The 14,099-nt window shown below is 42.1% G+C and carries 12 protein-coding genes and 1 pseudogene; 1 reads left to right on the top strand and 12 read right to left on the bottom strand.

Annotated features, from left to right (window positions below; translation table 11 throughout):
* Window positions 1-2: 2 nt before the first annotated feature.
* Entirely contained in the window at window positions 3-464 is a 462-nt protein-coding gene (gene nrdR / locus ACFX4L_RS02180; RefSeq protein WP_034309080.1) for a transcriptional regulator NrdR, read from the bottom strand.
* 268 nt (window positions 465-732) lie between these two features.
* Window positions 733-1,113, bottom strand: coding sequence for an adenosylmethionine decarboxylase (gene speD / locus ACFX4L_RS02185; protein ID WP_034311443.1), 381 nt, complete (start codon window positions 1,111-1,113; stop codon window positions 733-735).
* Between the two features lie 534 nt (window positions 1,114-1,647).
* Between speD and ACFX4L_RS02190 the strand changes: the two are divergent.
* Window positions 1,648-1,849: pseudogene (locus ACFX4L_RS02190) on the top strand (IS5/IS1182 family transposase); the annotation flags it as partial.
* 194 nt (window positions 1,850-2,043) lie between these two features.
* Here ACFX4L_RS02190 and ACFX4L_RS02195 read toward each other — a convergent pair.
* The 10 genes from ACFX4L_RS02195 to mdh form a co-directional block, all read right to left on the bottom strand.
* Window positions 2,044-3,081 (bottom strand): glyceraldehyde-3-phosphate dehydrogenase, encoded by a 1,038-nt coding sequence (locus ACFX4L_RS02195; protein ID WP_377381262.1) that lies wholly within the window; start codon window positions 3,079-3,081, stop codon window positions 2,044-2,046.
* A gap of 158 nt (window positions 3,082-3,239) precedes the next feature.
* Complete coding sequence (gene coaE, locus ACFX4L_RS02200) at window positions 3,240-3,839, bottom strand: dephospho-CoA kinase (RefSeq protein WP_061464348.1); 600 nt, start codon at window positions 3,837-3,839, stop codon at window positions 3,240-3,242.
* 24 nt (window positions 3,840-3,863) lie between these two features.
* Window positions 3,864-4,496: a sporulation membrane protein YtaF gene (gene ytaF, locus ACFX4L_RS02205; RefSeq protein ID WP_061464349.1), complete on the bottom strand. Its 633-nt coding sequence runs from the start codon at window positions 4,494-4,496 to the stop codon at window positions 3,864-3,866.
* A gap of 80 nt (window positions 4,497-4,576) precedes the next feature.
* Window positions 4,577-5,407: a DNA-formamidopyrimidine glycosylase gene (mutM, locus tag ACFX4L_RS02210; protein ID WP_377381268.1), complete on the bottom strand. Its 831-nt coding sequence runs from the start codon at window positions 5,405-5,407 to the stop codon at window positions 4,577-4,579.
* Window positions 5,408-5,426: 19 nt separating this feature from the next.
* Complete coding sequence (polA, locus tag ACFX4L_RS02215; protein ID WP_284470039.1) at window positions 5,427-8,051, bottom strand: DNA polymerase I; 2,625 nt, start codon at window positions 8,049-8,051, stop codon at window positions 5,427-5,429.
* 128 nt (window positions 8,052-8,179) lie between these two features.
* Entirely contained in the window at window positions 8,180-9,112 is a 933-nt protein-coding gene (hflC, locus tag ACFX4L_RS02220; protein ID WP_061464352.1) for a protease modulator HflC, read from the bottom strand.
* The gene (gene hflK, locus ACFX4L_RS02225) at window positions 9,109-10,143 is read right to left on the bottom strand and encodes an FtsH protease activity modulator HflK (RefSeq protein ID WP_377381399.1); all 1,035 of its coding nucleotides are present in this window, start codon (window positions 10,141-10,143) and stop codon (window positions 9,109-9,111) included. The genes hflC and hflK overlap by 4 nt, the downstream gene beginning before the upstream one ends.
* A 255-nt stretch (window positions 10,144-10,398) precedes the next feature.
* The gene (pnpS, locus tag ACFX4L_RS02230) at window positions 10,399-12,177 is read right to left on the bottom strand and encodes a two-component system histidine kinase PnpS (RefSeq protein WP_377381274.1); all 1,779 of its coding nucleotides are present in this window, start codon (window positions 12,175-12,177) and stop codon (window positions 10,399-10,401) included.
* Window positions 12,174-12,893 carry a response regulator transcription factor gene (locus ACFX4L_RS02235; protein ID WP_061464354.1) on the bottom strand — a complete coding sequence of 240 codons (720 nt, stop codon included), beginning with the start codon at window positions 12,891-12,893 and terminating at the stop codon, window positions 12,174-12,176. The genes pnpS and ACFX4L_RS02235 overlap by 4 nt, the downstream gene beginning before the upstream one ends.
* Before the next feature lie 252 nt (window positions 12,894-13,145).
* Window positions 13,146-14,081, bottom strand: coding sequence for a malate dehydrogenase (gene mdh, locus ACFX4L_RS02240; protein WP_061464355.1), 936 nt, complete (start codon window positions 14,079-14,081; stop codon window positions 13,146-13,148).
* Window positions 14,082-14,099: the final 18 nt, after the last annotated feature.

Genomic DNA, 14,099 nt, shown 5'->3' on the forward strand with positions numbered 1-14,099 from the left:
CTCTACTTTCTTTCTTTATTTATTAAATCTTTCAATTCATCGATAAAGACATTGATATCTTTAAATTGTCGATAGACGGATGCGAATCTAACATAGGCAACCTCATCGACTTCTGCCAGCTTGTCCATCACCATTTCGCCGACACTGTCGCTTTTCACTTCCGATATGCCCTGGTTGCGTAGTTCTTTTTCTACATAACTGGTAATTTGCTCTAGTTCTTTCAAGGGAACCGGACGTTTTTCGCAAGCCCTGATTAAGCCACGCAGGATTTTATCACGACTGAACTCTTCCCGTGTACCGCCTTTTTTCACTACAATGAGCGGTGTTTCCTCCACCTTTTCAAATGTCGTGAATCGAAAACCACATGCCTCACATTCACGGCGTCGTCGAATCGATTTACTTTCATCGACTGGCCTGGAATCGAGCACTCTTGTTCCGTTATATTGACATGATGGGCATTTCATCATTATCAGCTCCGTATTTTATGTAGGACTCCCCTATCTAAATGTTCCCCAAGGAATTACTTTTCTATCTTAATCTTATATTAAAAGGAACGGCCAGTACAAGTAAAAAGTGTAACTTCCAGCAGCAGGCACTTTTTGTCACGCACTAGAAGCACCGTTATCAAAGTCTTTGTGCACTGGGATACTTCCCCTTATAAATTGAAGCAAGATCTGATTCATTGCATTAAAAAAGAGATGCACCCATGGCATCTCTGTGTATACGTGTTTTTTATAGGGCACTTATATTGGCTTTTTTCATTTGTACAGGACCTAATCCACGTGGTAATTCTATGTTCTCGCGTGTTTGCGCATTCAAAGCTTCTGCAATATAATCTGCCGCAATATTCGGATCCAAGTTACCGCATGTATAGACATCAATGCTGGCATAGCCGTGTTCAGGAAAACTGTGAATCGTTAAGTGTGATTCAGAAATGATGACAACCCCACTAACTCCTTGTGGAGCAAACTTGTGAAAGGCAACTTCTCGTACCTCTGCACCTGATTTTAAAGCAGCATCAACAAAAATCTTTTCAATCAAATCGATATTGTTCAGTTTCTCAAAGTCACAACCCCAAAGTTCAGAAATTACATGTCTACCCATAGTTTCCATAGTGTAAGCAGTTTCCATATTAAGCTTCCCCCTTACCATGATTAAAAAATAAGTCTGATAACTACCACGGGGGAAAGTTAGTCCAAAGAGGTCCTAACCCTTTAAGTAGCCATCATGCAAACCGCTTTTGAAGAAGTTCACGATTCATAGTATATATGGTTTAAATTTTTTTTGCAACTCCAAATTGAATTTTTGGATAGATAAACTTTTTATGTAATAAAGATATGGGGGAGGTCCCAATGTGGGGCAAATTCTGTTTTCGTGTGTTTATTCAGCGCCATAAGGCAGCCAGAAATTGATGATCAATGAATTAAAAATAGTCTGCTAAAAAAATTTAGCAGATAGACAAACTCGATAATAATTGAGTTTGTCTACTGTTTTTTATGTTTTTAATATTTGGCCGTTTATTGGAACGTGGGGCACTCGCTTTCCGCGGGCGGTCCGCCATTGCGCCTGTGGGGTCTCCCTTTGACGCGCTTTTCCCGAAAGGAGCCTCGAACACCCGCTCCAATCAACTTTGTTTTAAGATAGAATCCTTTTACCTATAGTCTATTTAAGGCAGAGAACAAGGGGATTAAGGACAGTTCAACTAATCCTGAAGAGTAGCTACTATGTGAAAGATGAACGAACAAAACAAGTTTGCCTATTCGTTTCATGCAGCATCGAACTTCAATGCATTTTTGTCGGGGACGATACGCATGATCGTCATATCTTAGAGCCTCTGGTTGAACCAGTGAATTCCAGAAAGTTCGAAAACCAGGAGAGTTTCCGCAGATGCAAAGGAAAAGCATGGTATGCGCTGGGTCACTATTCTCTCTAACTGCTTCAAATCCAATAAAAAATCAAAAAGGTTTCGGAATGTGACCATTCCGAAACCTTTTTGTCTACAAACTGGGCCCGCTAAAAAATTTAGCAGGCTCGATTTTTTCATTATTTTACTGATAATTCAACTTCGGAGGTTTTTTTCAACTCGGATGCAACTAATTTTACAAGGTCCACTACCCGGTTGGAGTAACCCCACTCATTATCATACCAAGCCAGGACTTTAACTTTCCTGTCACCAATCATCATCGTTGTCAAACCATCGATGATGGCAGAGTGAGGATTAGTTTTGAAATCACTGGAAACCAAAGGTTCCATCGTGAATTCCATGATTCCTTTAAGTTCATTTTCTGAAGCGTCGATGAACGCTTGATTCACTTCATCAATCGTGACATCACAGTTTAAATCCACAACAAGGTCGACTAGGGACACATTAGGTGTCGGTACGCGTATCGCCATTCCGTGAAGCTTGCCTTTTAATTGAGGCAACACCAATGAGATCGCTTTTGCAGCTCCTGTGGTCGTAGGAATGATGCTTTCCGCAGCGGCACGAGCACGTCTTAAGTCTTTGTGCGGGTTGTCGATATTATTTTGATCATTTGTATAAGAATGTATCGTTGTCATTAAACCATTGTTAATGCCGAATTTCTCATCAAGCACTTTTGCAACCGGTCCAAGACAGTTAGTTGTACAAGATGCATTGGATATGACAAAATGCTTGTCAATTTCCAGAACTTCCTGATTGACGCCCATGACAATGGTAACGTCTTCATTTTTACCTGGTGCTGATAAAATCACCCTTTTTGCCCCTGCCTCTAAATGAAGAGCCGCTTTAGAACGATCATTGAATTTTCCAGTAGCTTCAATTACAATATCTATGTTCATCTCTTTCCAAGGCAATAGCTTTGGATCGCGGTTATTTATCAATTGTACTCGGCGGCCATTCACTACAAGTGAATCATCTTCCGCTATAATGATACCGTCGAATTTACCATGTATCGTATCATACTTTAGTAAGTGTGCTAAAGTTTCAGCAGGATAGCTTGCATTAATGGCAACAATGTCCAAACCCTCATCTAATATGGCCTTTCGGAAAACCATTCTTCCAATTCTCCCAAATCCGTTAATTGCTATTCTTGAATTCATTGTTCGGACCCTCCTGAAAATATTAATGTTATACTTATTACCTCTCACATGTAATTAGTATAACATAATTAGATTGAAATGTGCTAATAAAAATGCGGATTGTTTTATTTTTTCAACACAAAAGGAAGAAACCCGAAGATTTCTTCCTTTTATCACAACTATATGACATGCCATTCGCTAAGCAGGGCCTTCACCTGCTTCTTCGTTTCCTTAATGTCCCCATTATTATCGATGACGGCATCCGCTAAAGCCTTTTTATCAGCCAAGGGCATCTGAGAATGGATCCTGGCAAGCGCATCCTTCTCAGATAGACCATTCCTGTTCATTAAACGTTCCAATTGAACTTGTTCATCGACATATATCAAAAGCGTCTTTTCCACCATGAATGTCAGCTTACTTTCAAATAAGAGCGGAATATCCATGAATACCGTTTCTTCCCCTGCAGCGAGTGCCTCTTCCGTTTTGAGGCGCATCCAATTCCTGACGGCAGGGTGAACGATGCCATTCAATAGCAATCTCTTTTCCTGATCATGGAATATTATCGACCCCAGCTTTACGCGATCTATATTCCCATCCGCCAATAAGATATCTTCTCCAAACGCCTCCACAACTTGATGATAGGCGTCTTCACCTGGCTCAACGACAGCACGGGAAGCCAGATCTGCATCTACAATCGTGAATCCGAGTTCCTGTAAATAGAGGCTGACACTGCTTTTCCCGCTGGCGATGCCTCCAGTGATTCCGATGATTTGTCCCATATGCTCCCCCTTTTAAACCATGTATCATAACTTGAATAAGCCGATTATAATTAATAGTACACCTGGAAGAAAGGTTAAATGCTGGACAACTTTATTATTCGAAAGCAATTTCCCGCTTTGCAGTCCGCTCCAAATGAAAATTGAACTCATAACAGCGATGCATACTGCGAGGATAATCGGTGAAATCCCGATCATGGCTGCTCCGACTCCAGCCCCGAACGCATCCAGTGAAAGTGCAAACCCCAAGACAAGCGCTTCAACACCCGTAATCGTACCTGATTTATCAAAATCGGCATTCAATGGTTTTTGTAAAATATTAATGGCTACCCCAAGTGATTTAATTTCAAAATTAAAGATGATCTTTTCATGATATCTATCATCTTTCAAATCTTTGTCAGGCCTAAAGTATTGGTATACCATCCAGGCACCAAGAAAGATGAGGATGATGCCCCCGGTTTTTTCAGCCGCCCCGATAGATATGAGCTGACTGATGAATTGACCGATGACCATCGCTATGCCTAAACTCAAAGCAGAACAAAATGAAATGACCGCTATTGACTTTAAGGGGATTTTCATCTTCCGCATACCAAAAGTCAAACCTACGCCAAATCCGTCAATACTAACTGCAAAAGCAAGAAAAATAATTTGTAGCCACATCGGAATATTACTCCTTCCCTTCTCGTTGCTACCCTAGTATATGGTAGGAGCCCATCCGATGTGTTTTTAAAAAACATTAGTTAAATAAGCGGCTGGCACAACGGGCAAATATGTGTGCCGCGTCCTGCAACAACCAGCTTTTCAAGTGGCGTGCCGCATGTTTTGCATTCCTCACCCTTTCGTCCATAGACATTCAGTTCCAACTGAAACATGCCGATTTGCCCTTGAGAGTTGAGGTATGAACGAATCGTACTCCCACCCTTTTCCACCGCTTCACCCAATGTTGCAATGATTTCCGCATGCAACTTTTTGATTTCCTGCAAGGATAGTGAAGAAGCTATTCTCTCCGGATGGATACCGGAACGGAATAATGACTCGTCCACATATATATTCCCAATTCCAACGACAACCGTTTGATCAAGGAGAACCGGCTTGATTTTCCTGTTGGTTTTGGCCAATTTCGCACTTAGCCCCTCGACAGTAAATTCTTCAGATAACGGTTCAGGTCCTAAATGCAGCAGCGGCAACCGCTCAAACTCTTCTCCTTTGGCAAACAGGTGCATCGTTCCGAATTTCCGGACATCCCTGTACCGAAGCTCACTGCCATCCGTGAAAGTGAAGATCACATGTGTATGCTTATCGTATGGCTCTTCTTTTGGATGCACCCCGTATTTCCCCTCCATCCTTAAATGCGAAACCATCGAATAATCATCCAAGGTGAAAATGAGGAACTTGCCCCGACGACCTATACTCTGAATCGTTTGCCCTCTTAAAGCATCCTGAAACTGTTCGACAGGCTCAGGCGCTTTAATGATCTTTGGCCAAAAGACGGACACTTCCTTGATCTCTTTTCCAAGTACGAGCTGCTCTAACGTTCTTTTGACTGTTTCCACTTCTGGAAGTTCTGGCATTACAATCACCTATCTTTTATTATTTGGCATCAAACCATGTTGGCCCGAAAGCATAATCCACTTTAAGGGGCACGTTCAATTCAATGGCATTTTCCATTTCCTCCGGAACGATGACCTTAAGGATTTCGAGTTCCTCGGGAGGAGTTTCAAAAATCAATTCATCATGCACCTGAAGAAGCATTCTCGTTTTCAGCCCTTCACTTTTCAGGCGCTTATTCATATTTATCATCGCAAGCTTGATGATATCCGCGGCACTGCCTTGAATCGGTGTGTTCATCGCTGTCCGTTCGGCAAAGCTCCTGATGTTGAAATTCCTGCTTGTAATCTCAGGTATATAGCGCCTTCTTTGCAGCAAAGTCGTGCTATACCCTTTTTGACGTGCCTCATGTATACTTTCTTCCATATATTCCTGAACACCAGGAAAGCTCCTTAAATACTTCTCGATGAACTCTCCAGCTTCTTTTCTCGTGATGCCAAGACTTTGCGATAGCCCGTAGTCACTTATACCATAAACGATTCCGAAGTTGACGGCTTTTGCTTGGCGCCTCATGTTCGACGTGACTTCCTCCGCCTTTACATGGAACACATCCATCGCTGTCCTTGTATGGATGTCCATCCCGGCTTGGAATGCTTCCACCAATCCGCTGTCATTGGCGATATGCGCCAGCACGCGTAACTCGATTTGCGAATAGTCCGCAGCAAAAATGATCCAATCCTTTTCGGAAGGAATGAAGGCCTGCCTGATTTTCCTGCCTTCTTCCAGTCTGATAGGGATGTTCTGCAGGTTGGGATCTGTAGAACTTAATCGGCCGGTTTGGGTCAATGCTTGGTTGAACCGGGTGTGCACCTTGTCCGTTTTAGCATTGACCACTTTGAGCAAGCCTTCAATATATGTGGATTGCAACTTACCAAGCTGGCGATACAGTAATATTTCCTTAACGATATCATGCTGGCTCTCCAGTTTTTCCAGTACATCGGCTGAAGTGGAATAACCTGTTTTGGTTTTCTTCATGACCGGAAGCTCTAACTTTTCAAAAAGGATGGCCCCAAGCTGTTTAGGTGAATTGATATTGAAAGCCTCTCCAGCCAAATCAAAAATTCGTGCTTCAATGGTTCTTAAGCGAATGGCTAATTCCTGCCCCATGTTTTTCAGCCGGCCTATATCCACCTTGATGCCCTGCCATTCCATATTAGCCAGGATGATCGACAAAGGCAGCTCCAGTTCCGTTAACAGATGATATTGCTCGAACTCTTGCAGTTTATTGATCATCGGTTCTTTAAGAGAAAGGATTGCCTTCGATTTTCTGGCGATATGCTCGCTCAATTCAGCTTGCCCAGGAATCTTCCGTTTTGCACCTTTCCCATAAAAAACATCATCTGTCTCAAGACGGATTGTACCTTGTGTTTTCGTGATTTCGGCCACTTCATCCACTGACTCTGCCGGATCTAGGATATAGGATGCCAAAAACACATCAAAATCGATGCCTTTTATTTCGACGCCTCTATGACGGAGTGCAACAACCGTACGCTTCGCATCGAAAACCGTTTTCTTTTTTGTTTCATCCTCTGCCCAGGTTTTAAATGCCGCGGAACTCAGAGCATCATCTCCATGGAAGTAAAAATGACCTTGTTCATTACTGATGGCTATCCCTATAATATCTGCACGATGATAATTATCTTCTAAAGTTTCAACATATAAAGCACTTTCATCTGCAAACATTCCTTCTGACATTTCACCCGTGTGAACCTCTATCTTTTCCTGTTCAAGCGGTACACTTTCCGTTACATCCAATTTATCGAGCAAAGTCGAAAAGCCTAGCTCTTTATAGAATGAGATGACTCGTTCCTGATCCATGCCGCTGTACTCGGTCTCGTTTACAGAAACTTCAAGCGGCGCTTCCCTCGTTATTGTAGCCAGCTCTTTACTTAATAGAGCCAGGTCTTTATGTTCCTCTATTTTCTCTTTCAATTTTTGTCCGCTTACCTCATCAATCGACTGCAGGAGGTTTTCCACCGTTTCAAATTGATGCAATAACTTAAGGGCGGTTTTTTCACCAACACCCGGTATGCCAGGAATATTGTCGGAGGCATCTCCCATCAGCCCTTTTAAATCAATGATCTGAAAGGGGGATAGACCGTATTTTTCATGTATATGCTTTGGAGTGTATTCCTCAATTTCAGTAATCCCCTTTTTCGTAATGGAAACCGTCGTACTAGGGGAGGATAATTGTGTTAAATCCTTATCACCGGAAATGACCTTCACCTCAAAACCATCTTTTTCAGCTTGTAAAGATAGCGTCCCGATAATATCATCGGCTTCATAGTTCTCCAGTTCATACCTTTTTATTTGAAAACAATCAAGCAGCTCACGAATGAAAGGAAATTGCTCAGATAATTCAGGCGGCGTTTTTTGGCGTCCCCCTTTATATTCTTTAAATGAAGCATGTCTGAATGTCGTTTTACCCGCATCGAATGCAACAAGTATGTGCGTTGGTTTTTCTTCTTCAAGAATGCGGTTGAGCATCATGGTGAATCCGTAAACGGAATTCGTATGTACCCCTTTATCATTATTCAAGAGCGGAAGTGCAAAAAACGCACGGTATGCAATGCTATTTCCATCTATGAGTACTAACTTTTTATCCAATTCCGTCTTCCTCCAGTCATACAGGTTTATGTAGTTTTAGCTTCTATTTAAAAACGCAAAAAGCCGTTCATTTTCTTTCTCTATTCTACCATGAGTAGAAGCGGAAAGAAAAATGACGGCAACGGCGATTATTTAGTATTTCCCATTAACAAGCTGGCATATGGGGAATCCGACGGCAGAACGATGACCGTTTGATCTCCAATCGTTTTTTTGTAGGAGTCAAGAGTCCGGTATAGTTTATAGAATTCGGGATCTTTGGAAAACGACTTATTATAGATTATCGCTGCTTCCCCTTCTCCTTCAGCCCTGATAACTTCTGCATCAGCTTCTGCAGTCGAGAGCAATTCTTTCACTTTACGATCAGTATCCGCAATGATACGATTTTTCTTCGCATCACCTTTGGATAGGTACTCTTGCGCTTTCGATTCCCGCTCTGAAATCATCCTCTTGAAGACGGATGCTTCATTTTCGGCTGGCAGGTCAGTCCGCTTTATCCGGACATCCGTCAGGCTGATGCCATAACTGTCCTTTTGGAGCAGTTCGTTGACTTTTTCTGTTATGCGGTCGTTTAAACTTCCCCTGGATGACTTCTCATCATTAATGATTTCATCATAATTCAGCTGGCCCAGCTCTGAACGAACTGCCGAATAGATGAACTCTTCCATTTTCGTTTCGGCATTCTGTAGCGTCCTTGCATTTGTAATCAATTTCTTCGGATCTTCTATTCTCCATACTGCATAGTTGTCGATCAGCATCCGCTTTTTATCTTTCGTATTGATTTCCGCCTCGGATACATCAGAACTCATCTGATACTTCGGCAAGGTCATGACGCTCTGGATGAATGGCACTTTTACCTTCAAACCCGGGGTTTTATCAATTCTTACCACTTCACCGAATTGACGGACGACTTTATATTCGCCCTCTTTGACGATATATACATTGGTGAAGATGATTAGCAGCAACGCGAATAAAATAATGAGGAAAATGCCAATTTTCACGTAGCCTCTCCAATGAAAATCACCTTTTTTCAACTCAGAGAAATCTATTATTTTCCCACTCATTGTTTAGCGCCCCCTTCCCCCGCCGCTTTTTCTTCCGTTGCATTCCCTTTTTCCGTTTCTCCTTCTGGAGCAGTGGATTCATCAGGTGCAGGCATTTTTTTCGTTTCCTCTTTTTCAAGCGAGCGAAGCGGCAAGTACTTCATTGTGTTTCCATCATCATTCATGATATAAAGCTCCGCATTCGGCAATACTTCTTCAAGGGTCTCAATAACAAGACGGTCCTTCGTAATCCCCTTATTGCCCTTATACTCACTTAGTAATTTTTCAAAGACCGCTACATCCCCACGGGCAGCTTCCGTACGGGCAGCTTTATCCCCATTGGCCTGTGATATGATGGCGTCTTTTTCCCCTTCCGCTTCATTCATCCGTTTATTTTCATATTTATCCGCTTCGTTTATTTTCGTATTGGCCGTTTCCCTGGCATCCGTTACATTGGTAAATGCCTTCCGGACTTCTTCATTCGGTAACTCCACATCCTGGAGTTTAACCGCAGATATCGAAATTCCGACATCATATTTCTCCATTAGCTGTGACAGCAATCCCCATACATCCGCTTCAATTTGCGCTTTACCGGATGTAAGTGCATCATCTATTTTCGTGCTGCCGATAATGCTCCGTAAGGCAGCTGAAGTCGTATCATATAATATTTTCTCTGGATCATCTGCATTGTATAGATATTTTGGAGGGTCTGTGATTTTCCACTGAACAACTAGGTCGGCTAGCACAATATTTTCATCACCCGTAATCATCTTGGTCTCACTCGGGTAATCCTTCACCTTTCCATCCTCTTCCTTATATCCAAACTTAAGGCTGAATGTTTCTTTCGATAATTTTTCAACCGATTGAATCGGCCAAGGCAGCTTAAAGTGAAGTCCTGGTTCTGTTATCGTCTGCTCCACCTTACCAAACGTCATTATGACAGCTTGATCGGATTCATCAACCGTGTACCAGGTCGATATCGCAACTACACCCAAAATTAAAATTAGAAAGACAAGTCCTATGATCGTATATATCCTTTTTAAGGTAACGATATGTATCACCCCTTCTTTGCCGTTATATCTTATTTACGCAAGAAAGGGCCTAAAGTTTCATGAAAACCAAATATTTTCCTAAGAAAATAGGATAGAGGAATGGTTCCCGGGGAATAAGACAAAATTAAAAGACAGAGACTATGGGTCTCTGTCAATGTTTAACTCCTTGGATGAGGGGTTGTACAAACATTGTACCCCTGCATTATGAAGTCCGTTTTAAGAAATTGTAAAGGACATGTAAATTCACGAAACCCGCTACATCTTTCCTTTTAAGCTTTTATTTAAAGTGACTGTAAAAGTCGTCCCGGTTCCAGGTGTGCTTTCCACGTTGATTTTACCTTTATGGACTTCTATTATATGCTTGACGATTGCCAGTCCAATGCCAGTTCCTCCTGAATCGCGGCTCCTTGCCTTATCGATCCTGTAAAACCGTTCAAAGATTCTCGGCAGTTCTTTTTCTTCGATACCGATCCCGCTATCTTGAACTGCAATATCAACCGTCTGTTCATTCTCCATGATATTCACGGTGACCCTCCCGCCATTTGGGGTATAGGTCAATGCGTTCGTTATCAAATTAATGAAAACCTGTTTGATCCTATCAGATTCCCCTTCAATGAAAGCAGGTTCCTGTGATGCTTTAATTTCAAGCGATACTTCTTTTTCCTTCAGCTTCCCAATAAGCATCTCTTGTATTTCACCAAGGACTTTCGTAATATCCACGACACCTGCGTTCAAAACGAATTCCTGCTGCTCCATTTTTGATAAATTCAGAAGCTCCTGAATGAGCTCTTGCAGCCGATCACTTTCTTTCAAGATAATTGTTAAAAAGTGCTTTAAGGTCTTTTCGTCTTTTAAAGCCCCATCTAACAATGTTTCTGAAAACCCTTTAATAGAAGTGATCGGGGTTCTCAATTCATGGGACACATTAGCCACGAAATCCTTCCGCATTTGCTCGAGCCTTTTCAATTCGGTGATATCATGGAAAATGAGGAGGATCCCCTTCCATTCATCATGATTCCCGATAATGGGAGCCCCGTAAATCTCAAAATGCTTACGTTCTATTGCAAGCGGTATCCTCACCTGGCGTTTTATCGTTTTTTCCGTCCGAAAGATCTCTTCGATTATGGCAATCACTTCCTGATCTTTAATGACCGAGTAATATTCCTGAAACAAAAAAGTAGCGGAGTTTACATGGAAGCTTTTCTTGAATTCCCGGTTGATTAAGGTGGTATACCCTTTACTGTCTATGAGCAAGACACCACTACCGATATTTTCAACAAGTACTTCCAAACGATCCTGATTCATTTCCCTCGCTATTTCAGTTTCCTGAAGATTCCTCGCCAATATGTTCAAGGAAGTTGTCAGCATTCCGGTTTCATCAGTTTGCCTCCCGAATGTCCGAGTTCCATAATTCCCTTTTGCCAGTTCGATGGCTGCCATCGTCGCCTCCTCGATCGGACGGATATAATATGAAGTGATTTTACTCGCGAGCATGAGAATGATGATCAAGGCAACCCCTAAACAAATGATCAATATTTGCCACATTTGTTTATTCACTTGATCGATGGCCTCTATTTCATTGCTATGGACGACAAAACCTTCAATCTCGCCATCCTTTTCGACCGTCTTCCAATAAAAATGGAGGTCCGACTCCCCTTCAACCACCTCAAACCCTTCCCCATACTTAAGCCCTTTTTCCAAAGTTATTTTGCGAAGGACCTTGGAATGGCTTTTAAGTATTTCATTTGATGATGTCGAATCGTATAATATTTCCCCACTCGTAGAGAGAATCGTTAAGTTCGAATCTAAAAGGGGAGTCAGTTTTGCCGTCTTCCCTTCTTCCAAAAAGGACGCGATCCCCCCATGCTCTTGAATATATGTAGAAATGAAGAATGTTTCGTTCTGTATGCGCTCATTGAAAGTTGTAATATAATAACTTTTGAACAAATGCCCCAATAAAAAGCCCACGGCCATCAGGACGACCATCACCAGCGTGATGAGGGTATATAAGAGCTTTTTACGATAGGTCGTCATTCTTTTTTAGGCTCCTCAAGCTTATACCCCAAGCCCCTTATCGTTTTGATATATAGAGGTTTTTTTGTATCCTTCTCTATTTTTTCACGAAGATGGCTAATATGCACATCGACGATTCGGGAATCTCCCGCGAAATCATAATTCCATACCGCACTGAGCAGTTGGTCCCTAGTCAATACTCGTCCTTTATTCTTCGCCAAGTATAAAAGTAATTCAAATTCTTTTGGAGTTAATTCTAATTGCTGTTCATCAAAGAATGCTTCGTATCGATCCGGGAATACTTTCAATTCCCCTAATTTCAAGAGACCATCTTCCTGATCATTACCTGACTCACTGCCGTTCGATTGAAACTGAGATCTCCTTAATATGGCTTTAATCCGTGCTACTACCTCCCGCGGACTAAATGGTTTGGTTAAATAATCATCCGCTCCAAGTTCAAGTCCCAGAACTTTGTCAAATTCATCGTCCTTAGCAGTCAGCATCAAGATCGGTATATTGATTTTTTGCTGGCGAAGCTGTTTACATACTTCAAGCCCATCCATTTTAGGCAGCATCAAATCCAATACCACTAAATCGGGGCGTATGTCCACAGCAGCCTGTAGTCCTTGTTCTCCATCCAAAGCAGTGATCACCGAATAGCCTGCTTGTTCTAAATTGTACTGAAGTAAGGTAACTATTGATTGTTCATCATCCACTACGAGAATTTTCTTTGACATTAGATCCCCCTGAATTATGTATTACCCCATAGACCAAATTCTCAGTCTACTCATCCAATTCCATTATAAAGAATATTATATGAAATTTACACATAAAAAAACGTATTGAAAGTTATTCCTACCTTAAGCAGGGGCTTATCGCCCCCGGATTTGTTCCAAAGCGGATAAAAAGACTGCCCGGAGATGGAAGATGGCCTCGGCCTTCCCTTCCAATATTCCAGGCAGTCTGATCAAGAGATTGTTTTCCATCTCTTATTGAAGAACTTGCATTACCGCTTTAACTGATTCAACTGATTTTGAAAGTGCCGCTTTTTCGCCTTCAGTCAATTCAAGCTCGATGATTTGTTCAATGCCGTTTGCACCTAGTACAGTTGGCACACCAAGGTAGATTCCTTCGAATCCGTATTCGCCCTCAAGATAAGCGATGGATGGAAGAACGCGACGTTGGTCTTTAAGGATTGCTTCAGCCATTTCCACAAGGGATGCAGCCGGTGCATAATATGCGCTTCCGTTTCCGAGAAGGTTTACGATTTCTCCGCCACCTGTACGAGTACGAGCCACGATTGCTTCTAAACGATCTTGGGGGATCAATGTCTCCAAAGGAATTCCGCCAGCATAAGAATAACGGACTAGAGGGACCATATCGTCACCGTGTCCGCCAAGCACGAAACCAGTTACATCTTTAACGGATAAGTTTAATTCTTGAGCTACGAAAGTGCGGAAACGAGCTGTATCAAGAACACCCGATTGTCCGATAACGCGTTCTTTAGGGAAACCTGATTCTTTGTAAACAGTGTAAGTCATTGCATCTACAGGGTTAGTCAAAACGATGATTGTTGTATTAGGGGAATATTTAACCACTTCTTTAGTTACTGATTTCATAACTTTTTGGTTAGTTTGAACTAAGTCGTCACGGCTCATGCCGGGCTTACGGGCAATTCCAGCAGTGATGATCACTACGTCGGAATCAGCTGTTTCTGAATAGTTGGATGTACCGATGATGTTAGCGTCGAAACCAAGAACAGGTCCTGCTTCCGCCATATCAAGAGCTTTACCTTTTGTAGGGTTTTCAGCTTGCGGAATATCAACTAAAACGATATCACCAAGTTCTTTTTGAGCTGCTAGGAATGCTGCTGTAGCACCAGTGAAACCGGCACCTACCACTGTGATTTTTTTACGCTTAGACATGTTAATTCCTCCTTAAAA

It is taken from the genome of Peribacillus sp. YIM B13482 (genome assembly GCF_042787975.1).
Taxonomy (GTDB): Bacteria; Bacillota; Bacilli; order Bacillales; family DSM-1321; genus Peribacillus; species Peribacillus simplex_A.

What these genes read in the sequence shown, in the direction of transcription:
- mdh (WP_061464355.1), bottom strand. Translation starts at nt 14,081, where the DNA reads ATGTCTAAGCGTAAAAAAATCACAGTGGTAGGTGCCGGTTTCACTGGT.
- pnpS (WP_377381274.1), bottom strand. Translation starts at nt 12,177, where the DNA reads ATGACGACCTATCGTAAAAAGCTCTTATATACCCTCATCACGCTGGTG.
- ACFX4L_RS02195 (WP_377381262.1), bottom strand. Translation starts at nt 3,081, where the DNA reads ATGAATTCAAGAATAGCAATTAACGGATTTGGGAGAATTGGAAGAATG.
- speD (WP_034311443.1), bottom strand. Translation starts at nt 1,113, where the DNA reads ATGGAAACTATGGGTAGACATGTAATTTCTGAACTTTGGGGTTGTGAC.
- ACFX4L_RS02235 (WP_061464354.1), bottom strand. Translation starts at nt 12,893, where the DNA reads ATGTCAAAGAAAATTCTCGTAGTGGATGATGAACAATCAATAGTTACC.
- ytaF (WP_061464349.1), bottom strand. Translation starts at nt 4,496, where the DNA reads ATGTGGCTACAAATTATTTTTCTTGCTTTTGCAGTTAGTATTGACGGA.
- mutM (WP_377381268.1), bottom strand. Translation starts at nt 5,407, where the DNA reads ATGCCAGAACTTCCAGAAGTGGAAACAGTCAAAAGAACGTTAGAGCAG.
- nrdR (WP_034309080.1), bottom strand. Translation starts at nt 464, where the DNA reads ATGAAATGCCCATCATGTCAATATAACGGAACAAGAGTGCTCGATTCC.
- coaE (WP_061464348.1), bottom strand. Translation starts at nt 3,839, where the DNA reads ATGGGACAAATCATCGGAATCACTGGAGGCATCGCCAGCGGGAAAAGC.
- hflC (WP_061464352.1), bottom strand. Translation starts at nt 9,112, where the DNA reads ATGAGTGGGAAAATAATAGATTTCTCTGAGTTGAAAAAAGGTGATTTT.